Consider the following 24741-nt stretch of genomic DNA (forward strand, 5'->3'; position numbering starts at 1 on the left):
TTGACCTCATTGGACACTTTCTGGCAGGAGTTGAAGGACAGCTACAAGCATGACCTCAATCCTGCCAGTTATGATGCTTGGGTAGGCAGTGCTAAGCCCTTAACATTGACAAATAATCAACTAACCATCGAAGTTACCAGTGATTTGCATAAAAACTATTGGGAAAAACATCTAGCTGCCAAAATCGTCGAGATCGGCTTCAAATTAACCGGCGACGAAATCATGCCGCTCTTCGTTACACCTGATGAGGCTCCACCAGTTAGTATTGTGGAAAAAGAAGAACCACCAAAAATAGAGTTAACCAAGCGGGCCTTACTGAATCCCAAATATACATTTGATACCTTCGTTATTGGGAAGGGAAACCAGATGGCTCATGCTGCCGCGCTAGTTGTTGCTGAAGAACCCGGTTCCATTTATAACCCGCTCTTCTTTTATGGAGGCGTTGGTTTAGGGAAGACCCATTTGATGCACGCGATCGGCCATCAAATGTTGGCAATCAATCCGCAAGCAAAAGTCAAATACGTTTCTAGCGAGACCTTTGCAAATGATTTTATTAATTCCATTAAAAATAAAACCTCGGAAGAATTTCGCCAAGAATACCGCAAAGTTGATCTGTTATTAGTCGATGATATTCAATTTTTTGCTGACAAAGAAGCAACTCAGGAAGAATTTTTCCATACTTTTGAAAACTTATATAATGAAAATAAACAAATTGTCTTAACTAGTGACCGTCTGCCAAATGAAATTCCTAAACTGCAGGAACGGTTGGTTTCTCGCTTTGCTTGGGGCTTATCTGTCGATATTACACCGCCCGATCTTGAGACTAGAACGGCGATTTTACGGAAAAAAGCGCAAGCTGAAAAACTGGAGATCCCAGACGACACCTTAAGTTATATTGCCGGCCAGATTGATTCAAATATCCGCGAATTAGAAGGTGCACTAGTCAGAGTGCAAGCTTTCGCTACGATGAATAACGCTGATATTACAACAAGTATCGCAGCAGATGCCTTGAAAAGTCTAAAAGGCACTAGCAATACACAATTATCCATCAGTAAGATCCAAGATGAAGTGGCTAAGTTTTATCACATTCAAGTCAAGGATCTAAAAGGGAAGAAACGAGTCAAAGCAATCGTTGTCCCACGTCAAATCGCCATGTATTTAGCTCGTGAAATGACTGAAAGCTCTTTACCTAAGATTGGTGCTGAATTTGGTGGTAAAGACCATACAACCGTCATCCACGCACACGAAAAAATCAGGCAATTAATGAAAAATGATAGCAGCACGCAACAAGAAATTGCCGAAATCAAAAATCTGCTGTTAGGTTAGCATGTGGAAATCCTAAACTAAAAGAGTCGTTTTATCCACACCTTATCCACAAGTGGAAAACCTTTTGCAGCAAGCTTTTATTCTTTTTTTCCACATGATCAACAGGCCCTACTACTTTTATTACTTATATAACTTAAATAAATAAAAAGGAGTTTCATTATGAAATTTACGATTAATCGTTCCCGCTTCATTCAAGAATTACAAACTGTTCAACGAGCTATTTCAACGAAAACGACAATCCCAATCTTAACTGGGGTAAAGATCGAATTAAATCAAGAAGGATTAAACTTGACCGGTAGTAATGCGGATATCTCAATTGAAACTTTTTTAGCTGCAGATGATGAAAAAGCTGAGTTACAAATCAATCAGACAGGAACGATTGTTTTACAAGCACGTTTCTTTAGCGAAATCATTCGCCGTTTACCAGAAAATACTTTTACGTTAGAAGTTCAGGAAAATCATCAAGTCTTGATTACTTCAGGCGCTGCTCATTTTACGGTGAATGGATTAGACGCCGATAATTATCCACATCTACCGGTTGTCGAAGAACAAAACCAATTAAAATTACCTGTCCACATGTTGACAAAATTAATTGGCGAAACGGTCTTTTCAGTTTCTCAACATGAAAGTCGCCCCATTTTGACCGGTGTTCATTTTACGATGTCTAACGGTCAGCTATTAGCAGTGGCAACAGACTCTCATCGTCTGAGCCAACGGGTCGTTCCAATTGAAAATGCGAATAATGATTTTGATATTGTAATTCCAGGTAAAAGCTTAGTTGAATTGTCGCGTTCGTTATCAGATGAAGAAGCGGAAGTTGAAATCAGCATCATGGAAAACCAAGTATTGTTTAAAACACCAACGATGTATTTCTATTCTCGTTTACTAGAAGGCAACTATCCGGATACCAATCGCTTGATCCCATCAAGCTTCAATACAGAACTGACCTTTTCTGTGCCAACTTTCTTAGCAGCGATCGAACGGGCTTCTTTACTTTCTCATGAAGGAAGAAACAATATCGTTCGACTAGCGATTGCGGATAACTCGGTCATCCTTTACGGCAACTCGCCTGAAATCGGGAAAGTGGAAGAAGAATTGGTTTACGAACAAGTTAACGGGGACCCATTAGAGATTTCCTTTAATCCTGATTATATGAAAGACGCGTTGCGGGCTTTTGGAGATATGAGCATCAAGATCCAATTTATTTCAGCGATCCGTCCATTTACGTTGGAGCCTAGTGAAGGGGACGTATCCTTTATTCAATTAATCACTCCAGTTCGGACAAACTAAGTGTTTTTTCAAGAGTTTCACAGATTTTTTGAAAAATATGAAACAATTGTGTAAACAAACAGAATTCAAGTAAAAGGTCTTAAAATCGATTTTAAGACCTTTTACTTTTTTTTGAGTAAATTAATTAAAATGCCTCAGAACTTCTTAAATCGAAAAATACAACGAGTTCATTTGTTTTCTTCCTTTAAAAAGGGTATAATGAAGAGGTGTTTCTGGAATGAAAATGAGGGATGAATGTGAAACAAAAAATTTTTTTGGAAACAGAGTTTATGACGCTAGGCCAGTTATTAAAAGAGATCAATTTGATCTCTAGCGGAGGACAGGCCAAATGGTTCTTGGCGGAGGAAACTGTATTTGTAGATGGCGAGTTGGAAAATCGCCGCGGCCGAAAGCTCTATCCGGGAATGATGATTGAGATTCCTGAGGTAGGAACTTTTTTTATGGTCAAAAATAAGGAAGAACAAGATGCGGCTGAATAAGCTTGAGTTGAGAAATTATCGCAACTATTCTGAGCTTTCACTAGCTTTTCCAAACCGATTGAATATTTTTCTAGGGGAGAATGCACAAGGCAAGACCAATCTCTTAGAAAGCATCTACGTTTTGGCTTTGACCCGCAGTCATCGAACCAGCAGTGAACAAGAATTGATCGGCTGGCACGAAGATTTTGCTCAGATCAAAGGGCGGATCGAACGGGGAACTAGCGAATTAGAGCTGGAGCTGCTGTTGACTAAAAAAGGTCGAAAATCGAAAGTCAATCACATCGAACAAAAGAAGTTAAGCAGCTACATTGGCCAGCTGAACGTCATTTTATTTGCGCCAGAAGATCTTTCCTTAGTCAAGGGTAGCCCACAAATGCGCCGCCGCTTTATTGATATGGAGTTAGGTCAGATCAATCCCGTTTATCTTTACGATTTGGCACAATATCAGCAGACCTTGAAGCAGCGTAACCTTTATTTGAAGCAGCTGTCTGAAAAGAAACAAACCGATGAAATTTATCTGGATATTTTGACGGAACAGCTAGTTGATTTTGGCAGCAAGGTATTGGCTAATCGTTTGCAGTTCATTAAAAAACTAGAATATTGGTCGAACGATCTCCATAGTAAGATTACGAATCAAAAAGAGACGCTGGCGATTCAATATGACGCCAGCATTCCTTTAGAGAGTGAAGCTGTTGAAGCGATTCGAACCGTATTCATGAATGAATTAGTAAAAAACCGTAAACGGGAAATCTTCAAGGGCAACACCTTTTTAGGGCCTCATCGAGATGACTTGATCTTTATGGTCAATCAACAGAATGTTCAGACCTATGGGTCGCAAGGCCAGCAACGAACGACTGCTTTAAGTGTCAAATTAGCAGAGATTGATTTAATGAAAGAAGAAACAGGAGAATATCCGATCTTACTTTTAGATGATGTCATGAGCGAATTAGATGATAGTCGTCAGATCCATTTATTAGAGACGATTGAAAATAAAGTGCAGACTTTTTTAACTACGACCACTTTAAATCACGTCAAGGGCAAAATGACGGTCCATCCGGATATTTTTTACGTCCAACAAGGGCAGATAGAAAGGAAAGAGACATAGATGACAGAAGAGGAAAAGAGTTTACTAGAACGGGCTCAAGAGTACGATGCTAGTCAGATTCAGGTACTAGAAGGGCTAGAAGCCGTTCGAAAACGTCCTGGGATGTATATCGGCTCCACCAGTACAGAAGGATTACACCACTTAGTGTGGGAAATCGTGGATAATTCGATCGATGAGGCCTTAGCAGGATTCGCGAAACATATCCATGTGGTGATCGAAGAAGATAACAGCATCACAGTCAGCGATGACGGTCGTGGAATTCCTGTCGATATCCAAGCAAAAACAGGTCGTCCGGCTTTGGAAACCGTTTATACGATTCTACATGCGGGAGGAAAATTTGGCGGCGGCGGCTATAAGGTATCCGGCGGACTTCACGGTGTAGGGGCTTCCGTAGTAAATGCGTTGTCACTAAGTTTAGATGTTCGGGTTTTCAAAAATGGTAAAGTCTATTTCCAAGAATATCGTCGCGGCGCGGTTGTCGATGATCTGAAAGTGATCGGCGAAACTGAGCAACATGGGACGACTGTTCATTTTATTCCAGACCCTGAGATTTTCACCGAGTCAACGGTGTTTAACTTTGATAAATTGGCTACTCGTGTCCGGGAATTAGCTTTCTTGAATCGTGGCTTAAAAATTTCGATTGAAGACAAACGTGAGGAAAAAACGGTTCTGCGTGAGTATCACTATGAAGGCGGGATTAAAAGTTATGTTGAACATTTGAACCACAATAAAGCGGTCATTTTTGATGATCCCGTTTATGTGGAGGGTGAACAGCAAGACATTACCGTAGAAGTAGCGATGCAATATACGGACGGATATCATACCAATATCTTGAGTTTCGCCAATAATATCCATACGTATGAAGGCGGAACCCATGAATTCGGATTTAAAACCGCATTAACTCGGGTAATCAATGATTATGCCCGTAAGCAAAAAATCATGAAAGACAACGATGAAAATCTTTCAGGTGAGGATGTTCGTGAAGGCTTGACAGCTGTTATCTCCATCAAGCATCCGGAACCGCAATTTGAAGGACAAACAAAAACGAAATTAGGAAATTCCGAAGTTCGTACTGTTACAGATCGTCTATTCTCAGAAAATTTCAACAAATTTTTGATGGAAAATCCTTCTGTGGGACGTCGAATTGTTGAAAAAGGGATGCTAGCAGCGAAAGCTCGTTTAGCCGCTAAAAGAGCTCGTGAAGTGACTCGTCGTAAAGGCGCGCTAGAAATCAGCAATCTACCTGGTAAATTAGCCGATTGTTCAAGCAATGATCCTGAACGATGCGAATTGTTTATCGTCGAAGGAGACTCTGCCGGTGGTTCTGCTAAACAAGGACGTAACCGGGAATTCCAAGCGATTTTACCGATACGTGGGAAAATCTTGAATGTGGAAAAAGCTTCAATGGATAAAATCTTAGCCAATGAAGAAATCCGTTCATTGTTTACTGCGATGGGGACTGGTTTTGGGGCTGATTTTGATGTCTCAAAAGCACGCTACCATAAATTAGTTATTATGACCGATGCCGATGTCGATGGTGCTCATATTCGGACATTATTATTAACGCTATTCTATCGTTATATGCGTCCAATTGTGGAAGCTGGCTATGTTTATATTGCACAACCACCATTGTATGGGATCAAGCAAGGGAAAAACATCACTTACGTTCAACCTGGGAAAAAAGCGGAAGAAGAACTAGCTCAAAAAATGTCCGAACTTCCAGCGTCACCAAAACCCAATGTTCAACGTTACAAAGGGCTAGGGGAAATGGATGATCATCAGTTATGGGAAACAACGATGGACCCAGAAAATCGCTTGATGCTACGAGTCAGTGTGGAAGATGCGATCGAAGCCGATCAAGTATTTGAAATGTTGATGGGGGATCGTGTAGAACCACGCCGAGCATTTATCGAAGAAAATGCCCATTACGTTAAAAACTTAGATATTTAGTGAGGCTATCGGCTTCTCCTACACGTTTACGTGTTTAGAGAAACGAGATAAGTGATGAGAACAAGCTTCATTTTTCGATTTAAGAAAAATGAATACCTTAATACGAGCTAGGATGTCAGTTCCGCTTTTTCCAGTGTATACCGAGGAGAAGTAAGCAGGGATTTAAAACAAACTAGGAAATCCCACTTTAGCGGAATGATATACGTGGTGAGAACAAGCTTCATTTTTCGATTTAAGAAAAATGAATACCTTAATACGAGCTAGGAGGATCAATTTGGAAGATCGAAGAGAGAACATACATGACGTCAATCTAACCAGTGAAATGCGTGAATCTTTCATTGATTATGCAATGAGCGTTATCGTAGCACGGGCGCTTCCCGATGTCCGGGACGGGCTGAAACCTGTTCACCGTCGGATACTGTATGGGATGAATGAATTAGGTGTAACACCAGATAAAGCACATAAGAAATCAGCGCGGATCGTCGGGGATGTTATGGGTAAATACCATCCCCACGGTGACAGTGCGATTTATGAATCAATGGTCCGGATGGCCCAAAGCTTCAGCTACCGTAATATGTTAGTGGATGGACACGGAAACTTTGGTTCTGTCGATGGTGACGGAGCAGCGGCGATGCGTTATACCGAAGCACGTCTAAGCAAGATTGCTATGGAAATGCTACGAGATATCAATAAAGATACCGTTGATTTCCAAGGCAACTATGATGATAGTGAGCAAGAACCGGAAGTTTTACCAGCTCGTTTTCCTAACTTATTAGTGAATGGGGCAACGGGGATCGCAGTCGGAATGGCAACCAATATCCCACCTCATAACTTGCGAGAAGTATCAGCTGGAATCGAATTGTTGATGGAAAATCCTGACGCAACAACTCAGGAGTTGATGGAAGTCATTCCTGGACCAGATTTTCCAACAGGCGGCTTAGTGATGGGGAAATCCGGTATTCGCCGGGCTTATGAAACAGGTAAGGGCTCGATCACTGTACGGGCGAAAGTTGAGATTGAGGAACAAAAAAATGGCAAGGAACGGATACTCGTTTCGGAATTGCCATATATGGTCAATAAAGCGAAATTGATCGAACGTATTTCGGAATTACACCGAGACAAACGGATTGAAGGAATCACAGATTTACGGGATGAAACGTCACGTGAAGGTATGCGGATTGTGATCGAAGTTCGTCGAGATATGAGTGCGTCTGTCATCTTGAACAATTTATACAAGCTGACTTCACTGCAAACCTCTTTCAGTTTCAACATGCTAGCAATTGAAAAAGGCGTTCCACGGATTTTAAATTTAAAACAAATCTTGGAAAACTACATCGAACATCAAAAAATCGTCATTACTCGTCGGACGATCTTTGATAAGAAAAAAGCGGAAGCACGGGCACATATTCTAGAAGGGTTACGAATTGCGTTAGACCATATTGATGAAATTATTGCGACGATTCGTAGTTCAGCTTCAGACGATATTGCTAAGGCTACTTTGATTGAACGGTTTGAATTATCGGATCGACAAGCCCAAGCAATCTTGGATATGCGTTTACGCCGTTTAACAGGCTTAGAACGCGAGAAAATCGAAAATGAATACCAAGAGCTATTAAAGACGATTAACGACTTAGATGACATTTTAGCGCGTCCTGAGCGTGTAGTGGAAATCATCCGCACAGAATTAGCGGAAGTGGCTACTAAGTTTGGCGATAATCGCCGTACAGAATTACTCGTCGGCGAAGTCTTGAGCTTGGAAGATGAAGACTTGATCGAAGAGGAAGACGTTGTTATCACGTTGACTAACAATGGCTATATCAAACGTCTTGCTTCAAGCGAGTTCCGTGCACAACGTCGTGGTGGCCGCGGTGTCCAAGGAATGGGCATTCATGATGATGATTTTGTGAAAACGCTGATCTCTTGTTCTACCCATGACACACTCCTGTTCTTTACTAACAGTGGTCGCGTATACCGGGCGAAGGGCTATGAAGTTCCAGAATATGGACGGACAGCTAAAGGGATTCCGATCATTAACTTGCTAGGAATCGATTCTAACGAAACAATTCAAGCAGTAATCTCAGTCAATGGGCAGGCCGAAGATGGTCATTTCCTATTCTTCGTAACGAAAAATGGAACGGTAAAACGGACGACTGTGACGGCCTTTTCAAACATTCGAGCCAATGGTTTGATCGCTATCGGTTTGCGTGAAGGCGATGAATTAGTCAACGTCATGTCGACAGAAGGCGATGAAACGATCATTATCGGTACGCACGATGGTTATTCTGCAACGTTTAAAGAACAAGCGGTTCGTGATATGGGCCGCACGGCCAGTGGTGTACGGGGAATTCGTCTACGCGATGAAGACTATGTGATTGGTTCAGCCGTTCTGAAAAAAGACCAAGAAGTCTTAGTAATTACCGAAAAAGGCTATGGAAAACGGACAAAAGCTGCTGAATATCCAATTAAAGGCCGTGGCGGTAAAGGAATCAAGACAGCGAACGTTAAAGAAAAGAATGGTCCGTTAGCTGGTTTAACAACAGTCAATGGCGATGAAGATATTCTTTTAGTGACCAATCGTGGTGTCATTATTCGTTTCAACGTAGATAGTGTTTCACAAACCGGTCGTGCAACCTTAGGTGTCCGTCTGATGAAGATGGAAGAAAATACGAAAGTTGCGACGATGGCAATTGTTGAAAAAGAAGAGGAAGTCGAAGCTTCTGAGAGCCAAGACGTACTTGAAGAAACGCCGAATGATACGGAAGAATAAGAATATTTGAAAGGCTGGGAGAAATCCCAGCCTTTTTTCGTAACTTATAGAAAAGAAACATTTGATTTTTGTAAGACGATTATGTATAATGAATATTTGTGAGTAGTCTATATATTTTTAGATCGCTCTCCTTGCTCTTAAAAAAATTTAAGAGCCTTATAGTCCATAGGGAGGTGAAAATCAATGAGTCAAAACACGAAGTATGAAATCACATACATCATTCGTCCGAACATTGATGAAGAAGCAAAAACTGCTTTAGTAGAACGTTTCGATACAATCTTGAAAGATAATGGCGCTGAAATTATCGATTCAAAAGATTGGGAAAAACGCCGTTTCGCGTACGAAATGAACGGATTCCGTGAAGGTATCTACCATATCGTCAATGCAACTGCACCAACAACAGCTGCTGCAGTTAACGAATTCGATCGTCTTGCAAAAATCAATGACGATATTATTCGTCACATGATTGTTAAGATTGAAGAATAATTGTTTCACGTGAAACAATTGACGAGAAGGGAGCTGGCTTTACTTTGATTAATAATGTTGTACTAGTTGGTCGTTTAACAAAGGATCCTGATTTACGTTATACTGCAAATGGGACAGGTGTTGCAACGTTTACTTTGGCTGTGAATCGTAATTTTACGAATCAAAGCGGAAATCGCGAAGCAGACTTTATCAATTGTGTGATTTGGCGGAAATCGGCTGAAACTTTAGCTAATTATGCGCGCAAAGGAACTCTTTTAGGTGTGACTGGCCGTATCCAAACCAGAAATTATGAAAATCAGCAAGGGCAACGTGTCTATGTGACAGAAGTTGTTGCTGAGAACTTCCAATTATTGGAATCTCGTTCTGCTAATGAACAACGTCAACAGAACCCAAGTTCTAATGATAGTTTCCAAGGCGGAGGGAATAATTTCAACAACAATAGTAATCAATCCTCTCAGTCAGCTAAGAACACTATGCCTGACTTCGATCGAGATTCAGATCCATTTAGTGGGTCCTCAATCGACATTTCAGATGATGATTTACCATTCTAACAATTGAATAGGAGGGAAACGGAATGGCACAACAAAGAAGAGGTCGCAAACGTCGTAAAGTAGACTATATTGCTGCTAATCATATCGAATACATCGATTACAAAAATATCGAATTATTAAAACGTTTCATTAGCGAACGTGGTAAAATTTTACCTCGTCGTGTAACTGGAACAAGTGCTAAAAACCAACGTAAATTAACGATTGCTATCAAACGCGCTCGTATCATGGGGTTATTAGCCTTCGTATCAGAAGAAGCATAATCAAATTATCACAAGAGACTTCAAATTTTTGGAGTCTCTTTTTTTGTTTCACGTGAAACATTCAATAAAGTCGCCTGCTAAAAGAGTTTGTGATAAAATTACACTGTTAGGAGGCCGAAGATGAAAAAGAATCCTCGTTTAAAGTGGTCCTTTTTATTATTCTGTTTACTGTTAATTCAATTAACGGCCATTTTTTTACTGCCCTTCACTGTTTTGACAGCGGCAATTGTTATAATAATCGATCTGTTACTATGGATTTATACCATTGCCTTACGTAATCGGATCGAATTAACCAATCAACAAAAAATCCAGTACGCTTCAAGCAAAGCACAAGAAGCAATGGATTATGTTTCTGTTGATATGCCCGTAGGAATCATTGCTTGGGATGAGTCGCAAAATTTTACTTGGATGAATCCTGCAATCACGGAAAAGGTGCAGCATTTGTCACAAGCAGATCAGCAAGATATGGTAAATGAATTATTGCAGCGAGCGGAAAAAGGCAAAAGTATTTATAAAATAGATGATATTCTCTATCATTTTGAGTTAGATAAGGAAAAACGGGTTGTCTATTTAATTGATATCACGAAGGAATATGCACTAGAAAACAAAGAGAAGCAGCAACAAGCGGTTGTTGGAATCCTGTCAGTCGATAATTATGATGATGTGATTGATCGTCGAGATGATAAAGAAATTTCAAATTTGAATTCATTTATTACAACGATCATTTCTGATTGGATGGATTCCTATCGAATTTTCTACAAACGCGTAAATGCCGAGCGCTTTTTCATTTTTGCACGGTATGATGATTTAGAAAAAATGATCGAAAATAATTTTGATTTATTGGAACATATTCGAGTGTCTGCCGAAAAGCAAGATATGTTGATTACTGTCAGCATGGGAATCAGCTATGGAACAGAGTCGTTGGAAGTAATCGGTGACGAGGCTCAGAATAATTTAGATATCGCTTTGGTTCGCGGCGGCGATCAAGTGGTGGTAAAAAATGCTGCTGAAGACCAAAAGCCAGTCTTCTATGGAGGCAATTCAGCCAGTGCCGCAAAACGGACAAGAGTACGCTCACGGGCGATGTCAACGGCCTTGAAAAACGTATTTAATCAAACGGGCAATGTTTTTGTGATGGGACATCGTTTTCCGGATATGGACGCGATTGGTTCAGCGTTTGGGGTGGCTTGTCTCGCTCGTTACCATGATAAAAAAGTACGTATCGTGATTAATGAAGAGGAAACCATTCCGGATGTGGAACGCTGTTTAGAAGAGATTCATGGGAATGGTGAACTAGAAGAACTATTGATCTCTCCGGATGCTGCTAAAAGATCGCGAAAACCAGGTGATCTGTTAGTGATGGTGGACTATCATCGACCGTCTTTATCGATTGACCAAGATTTGTATGAACAGTTTGAGAATATCGTGATTATTGATCATCATCGTAGAGGAGAAGAGTTTCCTGGGAATTCTTTGCTGACCTATATTGAATCATCGGCCTCGTCAGCTTCTGAACTAGTGACGGAACTGATCCAGTTTGAAAGTAATGAAGGGCAGCGGATGAGTAAGATGGAAGCTACTTTGCTACTTGCTGGGATCACCGTCGATACGAAGAATTTCGCCGTCCGAACGACTGCTCGAACATTTGATGTCGCTAGTTATTTAAAGACTTGTGGAGCGGATGCTTCTTTAGTACAATATTTATTGAGTACCGATATTCAATCCTATTTAGAGATTAGTAAGCTAGTGGGTGAAAGTGAATATGTAAGAGACGATATCGTGGTCGCTACAGGTACAGATAGCCAAGAATATGACAGTGTCACTGCAGCGAAAACGGCTGATACCCTTTTATCGATGGCGGACATCAATGCAGCGTTTGTTATCATTAAGCGAACGGATGGAGTCATCGCTATCAGTGCACGAAGCTCTGGGACGATTAATGTCCAAGTAGTGATGGAAATGTTAGGCGGCGGCGGTCATTTTACCAATGCGGCGACACAGTTATCCGATAGTACGATCGCTCAGGCAAAAGAGCAACTGCTAGAGGCTATTAATAAGCAATTAACGGAGGGGACAGAAGAATGAAAGTAATTTTTTTGCAAGACGTTAAAGGTAAAGGGAAAAAGGGCGATATCAAAGAAGTCCCAACAGGCTATGCACAAAATTATTTATTGAAAAATAACTTGGCGAAGGAAGCAAATAAAAGCAGTATTTCTGAGTTAAGTGGACAGAAGAAAGCTCAAGATAAAAAAGCAGCTGAAGTCTTAGCCGAAGCCAAAGAGCTAGCTGACTTTTTAGCAAAAGAAACAACCGTCGTTGAAATCAAAGCCAAAGGTGGCGAAGACGGCCGTTTATTCGGTTCGATCCCGTCAAAACAAATTGCTGAAGGCTTGAAGAAACAATTTGATTTGAAACTAGATAAACGCAAAATCGAATTGGAAAATCCAATCCGCACGTTAGGCTATACGAAAGTCCCTGTCAAACTTCATCCAGAAGTTGAAGGAATCATTAAGGTCCACGTGGTGGAAGAATAATCCATTAGCTGAGTAAATACTAAAGAGTATGAGTATTCCTGAATTTCAGAGAATCCCTCATACTCTTTGTTGTATTTAGGCGTTAGATTCTGTAAAATAGATGGACGTAGAGGAGCGTAAACAAACATGAGCGAAATGTTACAAGATCGTGTGCCACCCCAAAGCATTGAAGCCGAACAAGCGACTTTAGGCTCTATTTTTTTGGAGACTGATGCTTTGATTACGGCCATGGAGTACATAGTTCCAGAAGATTTTTATCGCCGCGGCCATCAGCTGATTTTTCGCGGAATGATTCAGTTAAATGATCGCAATGAAGCCATTGATGTGATCACGGTCAAAGAATTATTGGAACAACAGAATCAATTAGAAGATGCCGGCGGATTAAGTTACCTATCCGAATTGGCTTTAAGTGTTCCCACCGCGGCTAATGTCGGTTACTACGCGAAGATCGTGGAAGAGAAGTCACTGTTACGAAATCTGATTCAAACAGCTACGAACATCGTAACAGAAGGTTTCGAGCAAGGAGACGACGTTCAGACGATCTTAGACACTGCTGAGCGTAATATTATGGAAGTCTCCGAGAGACGCAATAAGAGCGGTTTTTTGACCATCAGTGAGGTCTTGAATACGGCGATCGAAAATATCGATCAATTAGCCCGCAACGATGAGGAAATCACCGGGTTACCGACCGGTTATGCGGCACTTGATAAAATGACCGCAGGACTGCAATCGGAAGAATTGATCATCCTAGCAGCTCGTCCAGCCGTAGGTAAGACGGCGTTTGCGTTAAATATTGCGCAAAATGTTGGGACTAAAACCGATAAATCCGTGGCGATCTTCAGTTTGGAAATGGGAGCGGAATCCCTTGTTAACCGGATGCTTTGCGCGGAAGGATCGATCGAGGCGAGTCATTTGCGAACCGGCCAACTTTCAGAAGAAGAATGGCAAAACTTGATCGTTGCGATGGGGAGCTTGTCGCGAGCCAATATTTTTATTGATGACACACCGGGGATCAAGATTTCTGAAATTCGAGCAAAATGTCATAAACTAGCGAAAGAAAAGGGCAATCTAGGATTGATCCTGATCGACTATCTACAACTAATTGAAGGAACCGGTCGCGAAAACCGACAACAAGAGGTTTCGGAGATTTCACGTCAGTTAAAAAAATTAGCAAAAGAATTAAAAGTACCGATCATTGCGTTGTCACAGCTTTCTCGTGGCGTAGAGCAACGTCAGGACAAACGTCCAGTTCTAAGTGACATTCGAGAATCAGGGTCAATTGAACAAGATGCTGACATCGTAGCCTTTTTATATCGTGATGATTATTACGAGCGTGAAGGTGAAGAAGAGGAAGATTCAGTTGCTAATCGAAATGTCATCGAAGTGATCATTGAGAAAAACCGGAGCGGTGCACGAGGAACGGTAGAATTACTCTTTATTAAGGAATACAATAAATTCTCGTCACTGTCACCAAGAGCAGAATTTTAATGTTAGACTTTTGTTATAAATGAAAAGCATTCTCCGTTAGTAGAAACTGGCGGAGTTTTTTTATCTTTACAGGAGTATAAGAGGTTAGCCTGATTGCTCAGCTGACTCCTAATTAGGGAATCATTTTTCCAAAAACAAAAAATGATTCTGATTATCGTTACGCCTACCTTTTTTCTAATCTCAATAAAGCGAGCAGAAAAACTGGTAAAAAGCTGAGCGAGCTCGTGTAGGCTTTCTCTTATCTTGAGTTAACCAGATTTTTTCTTAGTTTCAAAAATAATGTTCGTGATTTAGCCGTTTTTTAGAATCATTCAATTTTAATATTCGAATTTTCATTGAAAGATTGCGCTATTCTTGTTACAATGGTTCAGGATTAAATAAAATAAAATGAGGTGTTCAGATGTCATCTGTAGTAGTTGTAGGGACGCAGTGGGGCGATGAAGGAAAAGGAAAGATCACGGATTTTTTAAGTGAGAATGCGGAAGTCATTGCTCGTTATCAAGGTGGAGACAATGCAGGTCATACAATCAAATTTGACAATGAAACATATAAATTACACTTGATTCCGTCTGGTATTTTCTATGCGGATAAAACCAGTGTCATTGGAAATGGTGTAGTCGTCAATCCGAAATCATTAGTGACAGAATTAGCTTATTTACATGAACGCGGGATCAAAACAGATAATTTACGCATTTCTGACCGTGCCCATGTTATTTTGCCATATCATATTAAATTGGATCAATTACAAGAAGATGCCAAAGGCGAAAACAAGATCGGTACAACGATCAAAGGGATCGGACCAGCTTATATGGATAAAGCCGCGCGCGTTGGTATTCGGATCGCGGACTTGCTAGACAGAGAAATTTTTGAAGAGCGTTTGAAGATCAACTTAGAGGAAAAGAATCGTCAATTCGTCAAGATGTTTGAGGATGAAGCGATGAACTTCGATGATATCTTTGAAGAATATTATGACTACGGTCAACAGATCAAGCAATATGTGACGGATACTTCCGTGATCTTGAATGATGCACTGGACCAAGGCAAACGTGTCCTTTTTGAAGGGGCGCAAGGAGTTATGTTGGATATCGATCAAGGAACGTATCCTTTCGTGACATCTTCTAACCCGGTAGCCGGTGGAGTAACGATCGGTAGCGGCGTTGGACCAGCGAAGATCAATAAAGTGGTAGGCGTATGTAAAGCCTATACCTCACGAGTCGGTGACGGACCATTCCCAACAGAATTAAATGACGAAGTTGGAAATCAAATTCGTGAAGTTGGTCGTGAATACGGAACGACGACTGGACGTCCACGTCGGGTTGGCTGGTTTGATACGGTCGTGATGCGTCACTCTAAACGCGTTTCAGGGATCACGAACCTATCGTTGAATTCGATTGATGTCTTAAGCGGACTTGAAACCGTTAAAATTTGTACCGCTTATGAATTAGATGGTGAATTGATCTATCATTACCCAGCGAGCTTGAAGGAATTGAATCGCTGCAAACCAGTTTATGAAGAATTACCTGGCTGGAGTGAAGATATTACTGGTTGTCGTACGTTAGCGGACTTGCCGGAAAACGCTCGGAACTATGTGCGTCGGGTTTCTGAACTGGTTGGTGTTCGGATCTCAACCTTCTCAGTAGGGCCAGATCGGACACAAACGAATATTCTTGAGAGTGTCTGGGCACAAATCTAACATATTGTGAGACAAGCAACCGAATATCTAGTAAAATAGATTTACTATTATAAGCGGGTATTTGGAGGATTTTAAAAATGTATCAGATTCTGACGGATTCATGTTGTGACCTGCCATATACATTATTAGAAGAAATCAAGGTTGATTTTATTTCGATGTATGTGGAAGTTAATGGGACAGAGATGGCCGATGATTTAGGTCGTAATTTTAAGATTGACGAGTTCTATCAAAAGATCAAAGATGGCGCGATGCCGACGACTTCACAAGTCAATGTAGGGCGCTATGTTGAATTTTTCCGTAGCTACGCGGAGAAGAGTATTCCTGTTTTATATATTTGCTTCTCGTCTGGTTTAAGCGGCTCTTACCAAAGCGCGATGCAGGCAGTCGAAATATTGAAAGAGGATTTACCTGAGGCGGAAGTCTTGGTAGTGGATTCTTTGGCAGCCAGCGGCGGCGAAGGACTAATGGTCTATGAAGCGGCTCAAAAACAACAAGCAGGCATGTCGCTGCAAGAGTTGTATGAATGGCTGGAAGAGAATAAATTGACGTATCATCATTGGGTGACTGTGGATGATTTGCATCATTTACAACGAGGCGGGCGTATTTCTAAAACCAGCGCTGCGATTGGTGGTTTAATGAATATTAAGCCGATCATCACCGTTGATGTGGAAGGCAAGCTGCAAAATGTCGAAAAAATCCGAGGCCGCAAAAAGGCGTTGCAATTAGTCGCTGATAAAATCAGTGAAGCAACGACGGATCCAGCGAACCAAACGATTTTTATTACGACTAGCGCCGACCAAGTTGGGGCAGAAGAGGTTAAACGTCATCTAGAAGAGAGTATCCAACCAAAAGAGGTTCGGATCTTTCCGTTAGGGACCACGATTTCTAGTCACACTGGACTTGGTTGTATTGCCGTCTTTACTCGTGGTGAAAAACGCAACTAATAATAAAAAAACGAAGAAATTCCGTTAACGGATTTTTTCGTTTTTTTTATTGATGTCGTTTGTGCTGAATTCACGGATCAATTCAATTAATTGTGCGCGAATAGTAGAATCTAAAATTTGTTCTCGTTGAACCAGTGAGATCATAAAAGTAGGCTGTGGGCTATCGGTGATAGGGATCGTCACTAACTTATCCTCAGGCGAGATTGCCAGCTCCGCTAAAAAGCCAATTCCGATTTGTTCCCTGATCATGCCTTTTAAAATATTTAAATTGCTATTTTGATAAATAATTTGTGGTTCAAAATGCGCCTGCTGGGCCATTTTTTTAAAAGCGGTAGGGTGGACATAGTGTTCATTCAGTAGAACAAAGTGTTCATCTTTAAGTTCAGCAAAGGCGACTTCTTTGCGGGCTGCCAAAGGGTGCTGCGGGCTGACCACAATCATAAATTTCTTCTCGACCAGCAGTTCACTGGTTAATTCATCATCACGAATTGGCTGAGTAGAGCCTAAAAGGGCCAAATCGATCTTGCCGCGGCGTAAAAGACCGTAGAGATCACGGGAACCACCATCGACTAAATGGATGTGGCTCATCAAATTATTTTTAAAAAGGTAGGAGGACAATTTTGGAAAATAGAAATTACCAATGATCGGTGGCAGACCAAAATCCAAGGTTTCTTCCTTCAAGCGATCAATTTCGGTTACGGCGATCGTCAATTCTTTCAAGATATTTGAAATATGGCGAGAAAGAACTAAACCAGATTGAGTAATAATCAATTGTTTATGAGATTGGTCACGATAAACGAGTTCAGTTCCCAGCTCATCTTCCAGCCGTTTCACGGCGTAGGTAATCGTGGGCTGACTTACTTGAAAGGCTTTTGCGACTTTCGTAAAATTTTTCTCACGAACTAAGCGTTGGAAGTATTCTAAGTCTTTAAAATTCATAATAATCTCCTTTTGTGAAATCAGATTATCATATAAATAAAATTTATTACAATCATTTGTTTTGACTATAGCCGGCAAAGGCGCGTATTCTCCTAAGTGTAATCAATAAGGAGGAAGACAAAATGAGAGGAATCGAAATTTTAAACAATCCATTTTTAAATAAAGGTACTGCGTTCACGAAAGAAGAACGGAAACAATACGGTTTAACCGGCATGTTGCCAGCAAAAGTTCAAACACTCGAACAACAAGCCGTCCAAACCTACGGTCAATATTTAAGCAAGACGACGGATTTAGAAAAACGTCTCTTCTTGATGGAAATCTTTAACACCAACCGTACACTGTTTTACAAATTAATGGGCCAACACGTCGTTGAATTTATGCCAGTCGTTTATGATCCAACAGTGGCTGATTCAATCGAACAATACAATGAATTATTCGTTGAACCACAAGATGCGGCTTTTCTTTCTGTTGATGATCCTGAAAGTATCAAAGACAGCTTGAAAAATGCAGCCGCAGGTCGTGATATTCGTTTAATTGTTGTAACTGATGCGGAAGGAATTTTAGGCATCGGCGATTGGGGCGTGAACGGTGTCGATATCGCCATCGGTAAATTGATGGTTTACACGGCTGCTGCCGGAATCAATCCCGCCCAAGTATTACCGGTATCTATCGATGCAGGGACAAACAATCAAGAATTATTGAATGATCCATTGTATCTAGGTAATCAACATGAGCGTATCTACGGAGACAAATATTATGCCATGATTGATCAATTCGTCGAAGCAGTAGAAGATTTATTTCCTGAAGTGTTACTACACTGGGAAGACTTCGGTCGTTCAAATGCTGCAAAAATTTTAGAAAAATACCAAGATAGAATCACAACGTTTAATGATGATATTCAAGGGACTGGGATCGTTGTTTTAGCCGGTGTTCTAGGCGCATTGAATATTTCCCAAGAAGATTTGACGAAACAAACAGTCATGACCTTTGGTGCCGGAACAGCCGGTGTCGGAATCGCTAATCAATTATTGGATGAAATGAAACGTCAAGGCTTATCAGAAGCAGAAGCGCGGAAACATTTCTACATGGTGGACAAACAAGGGGTCTTGTTTGAAGACACAGAAGAATTGACACCTGGCCAAAAAGATTTTGTCCGTCAACGCAGTGAGTTTTCAAATGCAGATGAATTAACGAATCTAGCTGCCGCAGTCAAAGCGATCCACCCAACGATCATTATTGGGACTTCCACTCAACCAGGCGCCTTTACTGAAGAAATTGTGAAAGAGTTAGCGGCAAATACAGAACGTCCAATTATTTTCCCATTGTCTAACCCAACAAAATTGGCTGAAGCAACAGCGGAAGACCTAATCAAATGGACAGACGGCAAAGCGTTGATCGGAACGGGGATTCCGGCGGCTGACGTAGAATACAAAGGTGTGACTTATCAAATTGGTCAAGCCAATAATGCCTTGATGTATCCAGGCCTAGGTTTAGGGATCATTGCTTCAACGGCTACTCGTGTAACAGGCGAAACCTTGTCACAAGCCAGCCATGCGCTAGGCGGAATCGTTGATACAAGCAAACCAGGAGCCGCTGTCTTGCCACCTGTATCAAAACTAACCGAATTCTCTCAAACAATCGCTGAAGTCGTAGCAAAAAGCGTTGTGGATCAAAAATTAAATAAAGAAGAAATCAAAGACATCAAGCAAGCGGTAGAAGAGATGAAATGGTATCCAGAATACCAAGTGCTTGATGCTGAATAATTGAATAAATAGGGGGAAAAAAAGATGATTTTCTTTCAATCGATCCAAAGTGTCCTGAGTATCATCATTATGATCGCTTTAGGCTACATCTTAAAAGGTCAAGGTTGGTTTGATGAAAGTTTTGGTAAAAGTATTTCGTCATTAATTACACGTGTCGCTTTGCCAGCTTCCATCTTTGTCTCAGTTTTAAAGAATTTAACAAAGGAAAGCTTGTTCCAACTATCGGGTAGTTTGATCTACCCGGTTGGAGCGGTGATTATTTCTTATATTTTGGCATATGCTTTAGTCAAAATTTTGAAGATCCAACCAGGACGTCGCGGGATTTTCATGAATGCAGTCGTGAACGCCAATACGATCTTCATCGGTTTGCCTTTGAATATCGCCTTATTCGGTGAAAAATCACTGCCTTATTTCTTGGTTTATTATGTGACTAACACCGTTTCAACTTGGGCTTTTGGGGTCTTCTTGATCTCAAACGATGACCCAACGAAAGTGAAAGGCGAAAATAAAGCGAAGTTAAATTGGAAAAAATTATTGCCACCACCATTATTAGGATTCATCGTTGCGATCCTCTTCTTATTGATCGGGATTCCTGTCCCAGGATTTATCAATGCGACTTTAGGCTATGTTGGTAGTATCGTTACGCCGCTGTCCTTGCTTTACATTGGGATCGTCTTACATGATGCCGGATTGAAGAGTATTCGTTTCGATCGCGATACGGTCGTTGCTTTATTAGGTCGGTTCGTCTTAGCACCTGCTGTTTTGATTGCCTTGATTACGATCGGTAGCAAAACCTTCGGCACAGATTTGGCTCCTTTGTTGAAACAAACCTTAATTGTTCAATCAGCAACACCAATGTTGGCCGTCTTACCAATCTTAGCCAACGAAGCTCATGGTGATGTTAAGTACGCAACGAACTTGGTAACGACAAGTACGATTCTATTCGTGGTCGTTGTGCCAATCTTGATGCAGCTTGTACAATTTATTTAATCGCTTCCCCCACTCTTTATTGAGTGTTGCAATACTAAAAACCCTTGCGAAAAATTTTTCGCAAGGGTTTTTGCTTTACGCTAATTGCTTCATTTGTTTTTGAACTTCTGGATTCTCCAAGAATTCATCATAAGTTGTTTCTGCACGATCCACCACGCCATTTTCTGAAACGGCGATGATGCGATTGGCGATGGTTTGAATGAACTGATGGTCATGAGAGGCAAATAAAAGCGAACCTTTATAAGCGATCAAGCCATCATTTAATGCGGAGATCGATTCTAAGTCTAAGTGATTGGTTGGATCATCCAGCACTAAGACGTTTGATTTAGACAGCATCAATTTCGATAGCATACAACGAACTTTTTCGCCACCGGATAAGACATTGACGGGTTTCATGACTTCGTCACCTGAGAATAGCATCCGTCCTAAGAAACTACGCAAGAAGGTGTTGTCGTCTTCTTCTTTACTAGCGTATTGACGCAGCCAATCAAGGATCGGCATGGAGCTGTCAAATTCTTTCGTCGTATCTTTTGGCAAATAAGCTTGAGTGGTGGTGACGCCCCAACGAATACTACCGCTGTCAGGCTGTAAATCGCCCATAATAACTTTAAACAAGGTTGTGGTGATCAAGTCATTTTCAGCAACGAAGGCGACTTTATCGTCACGGTTCAAGGTGAAGGAGATATTGTCTAAGATTTTTTTGCCATCGATCGTTACGCTGACATTGTCAACTTGCAGTAAATCATTACCGATTTCTCGTTCCGGTTTAAATTGAACGAAGGGATAACGGCGAGAAGAAGGCTGGATGTCATCAAGGGTGATCTTATCCAACATTTTCTTTCTTGAAGTCGCTTGTTTGGATTTGGACGCGTTGGCACTAAAACGCGCGATAAAGTCTTGCAGTTCTTTGATTTGTTCTTCTTTTTTCGCGTTTTGTTGTGATTGTAATTTGGTTGCTAACTGGCTTGATTCTAACCAAAAGTCATAGTTACCAACGTACAATTTGATTTTACCGAAGTCTAGGTCAGCCATGTGGGTACACACTTTGTTTAAGAAGTGGCGGTCATGGGAAACGACGATGACGGTATTATCAAAATTGATTAAGAATTCTTCTAGCCAATTGATTGATTGGATGTCTAATCCATTAGTTGGTTCGTCTAGTAATAGTACATCAGGCTTGCCGAAAAGTGATTGCGCTAAAAGCACTTTGATTTTTTGTCCGGCCGTCAATTCGCTCATTTTTTGTTGATGCAGATCTTCAGGGATGTTTAATCCTTGCAGTAAAACGGCTGCTTCCGGTTCCGCTTCCCAGCCATCTAGTTCGGCGAATTCGCCTTCTAATTCAGCTGCGCGAATGCCGTCTTCATCAGAAAAATCTTCCTTCATATAGACAGCGTCTTTTTCCTGCATCACTTGATACAAGCGTTCGTGCCCCATAATAACCGTTTCAAGTACGGTATATTCTTCAAAGTCAAAATGATTTTGTTTTAAAACAGCCATCCGCTCATTGGGTCCTAAGGTAATAGAACCGGTGGAAGGCTGGATATCACCTGCTAAAATTTTAAGGAAGGTCGATTTACCGGCGCCGTTAGCACCGATCAACCCGTAACAATTGCCGGGAGTGAATTTAATATTTACGTCATCAAATAATTTACGATCAGGGAATTGTAAACTAACGTCACTTACTGTAATCAATGAATTTCCTCGCTTTATCAGTATTGGCTCAAGGCCTCTTTGCATTATATCGGGGAACATCTGAAGTTTCAAGTCAACCGTTAAGAATTTACTTGCGATTTAAAATAAGCTAAACTTAAGTCTCGAAGGGATGTGTCAGTATGATCGGGATAATTATCGCGACCCACGACCATTTAGCGGATAGTCTGTTAAAGACGGCGGAAGCCATTTTGGGTGAGCAAAGCTGTGTCGAAACAATAAATATCGAGCCGGGGGCTACCGGACTCCAAGAAAAAATAACGGATTTGGCCAATGATGTATTGATGAAGACAGACGAGCTTGTTTGGCTCGTGGACATTTTTGGTGGAACGCCTTTTCGCTATGCCAGTTATTGTGTGATGAACGATGATCGGCAAGCGTTAGTAACAGGGGCGAATTTGCCGATGGTGCTGCAAGCATTGGTCAATCGTGAGTTAACAGCTGACGAGCTGACGGAACAGTTGGAAAAAGAAACCAAAATGACCATCAGAAGAATGTAAAAAAAGTTGTGCCATTGGCACAACTTTTTTTTAATTCTTGAAAGAAAGTATAAAATTTTCACAGGAATAAATCGCTTTACAGCAGGTCTAGCCATGTCCGGCTTCGCGAAAGCCTTTCTTATGAATCAGCGTAGCTTGTCACGCTCTTTGATTATTTCAAGAGTTCACGCAAGGTTGGCATGTCGTGGACTTGATATTTTTCTTTGAAGGCCTTGATTTGTTCGGCTGAGAATTTTTCAGGCTCTAATTCCAACGCTTCGACTGGCAAAGGCCGTTCGTCTTTGATCTTGATATCGATCACGACTGGACGTTTGCTTTCCTTCGCTGCGGTAAACGCAGGTTCAAGTTGGCTGTATTCAGTGATGGTAAACCCATCAGCTCCCAGGGCTTCACCAACTTTACCGAAGTCCGCACCTTCTAGGAAAACGCCGAATTTTTGTTGTTCGGTATCTTCTTGTTCCGCTTCGATGAAACCAAAAGCATTGTTAGAAAAGACCACGTTGATGATTGGTAAATTGTATTTTACTTGGGTGATGATGTCTTGCATTTGCATAGCAAAGCCACCGTCACCACTGAAGGTAAAGACTTGTTTGTCTGGATAAGTCAATTGCGCAGCAATCCCGCCTGGTACGCCATTACCCATGGTTGCGAACCAACCTGAAGTGGTAAATTGTTGTTCGCCATTCATTTCTAAATGACGGATTGAATTGACCGTTACATTACCGACATCACTAACGTAGACAGCGTCTTTTTCGGCGATGCGGTTGATTTCTTTAAAGACCGGTTCTGCTCTTAACGGAGTAGAGTCATCGTTATAGAAGCTCTTGCGCCAAGCATGCCAGTTCTGAATGTTCTCTTGGTTGGCTTTCAACCAAGCATCTGCTGGACGTGCTTCACCCAGTTCCACCCAACGACGTAATGCAGTCGCTCCGTCACCTAAAACAGATTGGTCAACATTGTGGCGACGACCAAATTTTGTCGCATCGATATCAACTTGAATGAATTTTGCTTCCGGATTAAAGAAGTAACGGCCAAAGGGGAAGTCACTGCCGACAAAGACAATCAAATCCGCGTCAGCTAACGCTTCATTGGCTGGCTTGGTTGCGACACGGGCGGCAAAACCTAAGAAATTTTCATAGAGATCAGGAATGATCCCTTTGGCAAGTACGGCTGCTGCAACGGGCATTGAGAAATGCTCAGCGAAAGCTTTCACTGCATCAAAACCACCACGGACACCTTGACCAACGTAAAGCACCGGTTTCTTCGCTGCTTCAATTAAAGGAAGCGCGGCTTTAAGATCTTCTTCATCAGGCATGATAACGCCAGTTTTATGATTTTTCGCGGTTGCGATCTCGACTTCTTCGATCTCTTCAAAACCAAGGTCAACGGGAATCGTTACGACTGCGACACCTTTTTGTTGATAAGCCGCTTTAATAGCTTCATCAATGACATGAGGCAGACTTTCGGGAGTCATAACGGTCCGATTGTAGACACTGACATCCGCGAACATTGGATTTTCGTTTAATTCTTGGAAAGAGTTGTAGTTCATGGCAGTTGTAGCAACTTGACCTAATAACGCCAAAACAGGAACATTGTCCATTTGCGCGTCATAAAGTCCGTTGATTAAGTGGCTGGCACCAGGACCAGCAGAACCGAAGACGGCACCGACTTTACCAGTTAGTTTTGCATCTGCTGCTGCGGCTAAAGCGCCGGCTTCTTCGTGGCGTACTTGAATATATTTTACGGATTCGCGTTCGTGATATAGCGCATCCATTGTTGAATTGAATGAGCCACCGGGAATTCCATAAATATGATCGATTCCCCAAGCTTCAAAAACATTCACCATTGCAACGCCTGCATTAATTTTTGACATCTTCTTCACTCACTTTCTTTTTGTAAGCTTCCTACCTTGAAAGTATACCGCGTCTAAAAAAAACCGGCAAAGAAAGTGTCTTTTGAAAGT

At 41.4% G+C, this 24741-nt stretch carries 20 protein-coding genes; 17 read left to right on the forward strand and 3 right to left on the reverse strand.

Annotation, left to right across the window (positions count from 1 at the left end; genetic code table 11):
- The 14 genes from dnaA to IGI54_RS00070 all read left to right on the forward strand — a co-directional run bounded on the left by dnaA (position 1) and on the right by IGI54_RS00070 (position 16873).
- Positions 1–1326 (forward strand): chromosomal replication initiator protein DnaA, encoded by a 1326-nt coding sequence (gene dnaA, locus IGI54_RS00005; RefSeq protein ID WP_071863077.1) that lies wholly within the window; start codon positions 1–3, stop codon positions 1324–1326.
- 159 nt (positions 1327–1485) lie between these two features.
- Positions 1486–2616, forward strand: a complete 1131-nt coding sequence (dnaN, locus tag IGI54_RS00010; protein ID WP_313631102.1) for a DNA polymerase III subunit beta — start codon at positions 1486–1488, stop codon at positions 2614–2616.
- A gap of 236 nt (positions 2617–2852) precedes the next feature.
- Positions 2853–3095 carry a S4 domain-containing protein YaaA gene (gene yaaA, locus IGI54_RS00015; RefSeq protein WP_010747417.1) on the forward strand — a complete coding sequence of 81 codons (243 nt, stop codon included), beginning with the start codon at positions 2853–2855 and terminating at the stop codon, positions 3093–3095.
- Entirely contained in the window at positions 3082–4200 is a 1119-nt protein-coding gene (gene recF / locus IGI54_RS00020; protein WP_313631103.1) for a DNA replication/repair protein RecF, read from the forward strand. The genes yaaA and recF overlap by 14 nt, the downstream gene beginning before the upstream one ends.
- Positions 4201–6150, forward strand: a complete 1950-nt coding sequence (gyrB, locus tag IGI54_RS00025) for a DNA topoisomerase (ATP-hydrolyzing) subunit B (RefSeq protein ID WP_071863074.1) — start codon at positions 4201–4203, stop codon at positions 6148–6150.
- Positions 6151–6391: 241 nt separating this feature from the next.
- On the forward strand, positions 6392–8917 hold the full coding sequence (gene gyrA, locus IGI54_RS00030; protein ID WP_430620809.1) for a DNA gyrase subunit A: 2526 nt from the start codon (positions 6392–6394) through the stop codon (positions 8915–8917).
- Positions 8918–9100: 183 nt separating this feature from the next.
- Entirely contained in the window at positions 9101–9403 is a 303-nt protein-coding gene (gene rpsF, locus IGI54_RS00035; RefSeq protein ID WP_067626613.1) for a 30S ribosomal protein S6, read from the forward strand.
- A 44-nt stretch (positions 9404–9447) separates the two neighbouring features.
- The gene (gene ssb / locus IGI54_RS00040) at positions 9448–9954 is read left to right on the forward strand and encodes a single-stranded DNA-binding protein (RefSeq protein WP_071863072.1); all 507 of its coding nucleotides are present in this window, start codon (positions 9448–9450) and stop codon (positions 9952–9954) included.
- A gap of 23 nt (positions 9955–9977) precedes the next feature.
- On the forward strand, positions 9978–10214 hold the full coding sequence (rpsR, locus tag IGI54_RS00045; protein ID WP_071863071.1) for a 30S ribosomal protein S18: 237 nt from the start codon (positions 9978–9980) through the stop codon (positions 10212–10214).
- A gap of 120 nt (positions 10215–10334) precedes the next feature.
- Entirely contained in the window at positions 10335–12299 is a 1965-nt protein-coding gene (locus IGI54_RS00050; protein ID WP_379946217.1) for a DHH family phosphoesterase, read from the forward strand.
- Positions 12296–12748 (forward strand): 50S ribosomal protein L9, encoded by a 453-nt coding sequence (rplI, locus tag IGI54_RS00055; protein WP_071863069.1) that lies wholly within the window; start codon positions 12296–12298, stop codon positions 12746–12748. Before IGI54_RS00050 ends, rplI begins: the two co-directional genes overlap by 4 nt.
- 126 nt (positions 12749–12874) lie before the next feature.
- On the forward strand, positions 12875–14236 hold the full coding sequence (gene dnaB / locus IGI54_RS00060) for a replicative DNA helicase (protein WP_071863068.1): 1362 nt from the start codon (positions 12875–12877) through the stop codon (positions 14234–14236).
- A gap of 400 nt (positions 14237–14636) precedes the next feature.
- Positions 14637–15929 (forward strand): adenylosuccinate synthase, encoded by a 1293-nt coding sequence (locus IGI54_RS00065; RefSeq protein ID WP_216429826.1) that lies wholly within the window; start codon positions 14637–14639, stop codon positions 15927–15929.
- 77 nt (positions 15930–16006) lie between these two features.
- Complete coding sequence (locus IGI54_RS00070) at positions 16007–16873, forward strand: DegV family protein (RefSeq protein ID WP_430620810.1); 867 nt, start codon at positions 16007–16009, stop codon at positions 16871–16873.
- Between the two features lie 24 nt (positions 16874–16897).
- Here IGI54_RS00070 and IGI54_RS00075 read toward each other — a convergent pair whose 3' ends face one another.
- On the reverse strand, positions 16898–17812 hold the full coding sequence (locus IGI54_RS00075; protein WP_430620811.1) for a LysR family transcriptional regulator: 915 nt from the start codon (positions 17810–17812) through the stop codon (positions 16898–16900).
- Positions 17813–17934: 122 nt separating this feature from the next.
- On the opposite strand from IGI54_RS00075, the gene IGI54_RS00080 reads away from it, so the two are divergent.
- Both IGI54_RS00080 and IGI54_RS00085 read left to right on the forward strand, forming a co-directional pair.
- A complete protein-coding gene (locus IGI54_RS00080) occupies positions 17935–19575 on the forward strand; it encodes a malolactic enzyme (protein ID WP_430620812.1) in 1641 nt (546 codons plus the stop codon).
- Positions 19576–19599: 24 nt separating this feature from the next.
- Positions 19600–20565 (forward strand): AEC family transporter, encoded by a 966-nt coding sequence (locus IGI54_RS00085; protein WP_430620813.1) that lies wholly within the window; start codon positions 19600–19602, stop codon positions 20563–20565.
- A gap of 75 nt (positions 20566–20640) precedes the next feature.
- On the opposite strand, the gene IGI54_RS00090 is transcribed toward IGI54_RS00085, so the two are convergent.
- The gene (locus IGI54_RS00090) at positions 20641–22260 is read right to left on the reverse strand and encodes an ABC-F family ATP-binding cassette domain-containing protein (RefSeq protein ID WP_071863062.1); all 1620 of its coding nucleotides are present in this window, start codon (positions 22258–22260) and stop codon (positions 20641–20643) included.
- A gap of 140 nt (positions 22261–22400) precedes the next feature.
- Between IGI54_RS00090 and IGI54_RS00095 the strand changes: the two genes are divergently transcribed.
- On the forward strand, positions 22401–22778 hold the full coding sequence (locus tag IGI54_RS00095; protein WP_430620814.1) for a PTS sugar transporter subunit IIA: 378 nt from the start codon (positions 22401–22403) through the stop codon (positions 22776–22778).
- 151 nt (positions 22779–22929) lie between these two features.
- Here IGI54_RS00095 and spxB read toward each other — a convergent pair whose 3' ends face one another.
- Complete coding sequence (spxB, locus tag IGI54_RS00100) at positions 22930–24651, reverse strand: pyruvate oxidase (RefSeq protein WP_216429822.1); 1722 nt, start codon at positions 24649–24651, stop codon at positions 22930–22932.
- Between the last annotated feature and the right edge of the window lie 90 nt (positions 24652–24741).

Origin of the sequence: Enterococcus sp. DIV0800, from assembly GCF_050559735.1 — a bacterium.
Taxonomy (GTDB): Bacteria; Bacillota; Bacilli; order Lactobacillales; family Enterococcaceae; genus Enterococcus_A; species Enterococcus_A devriesei.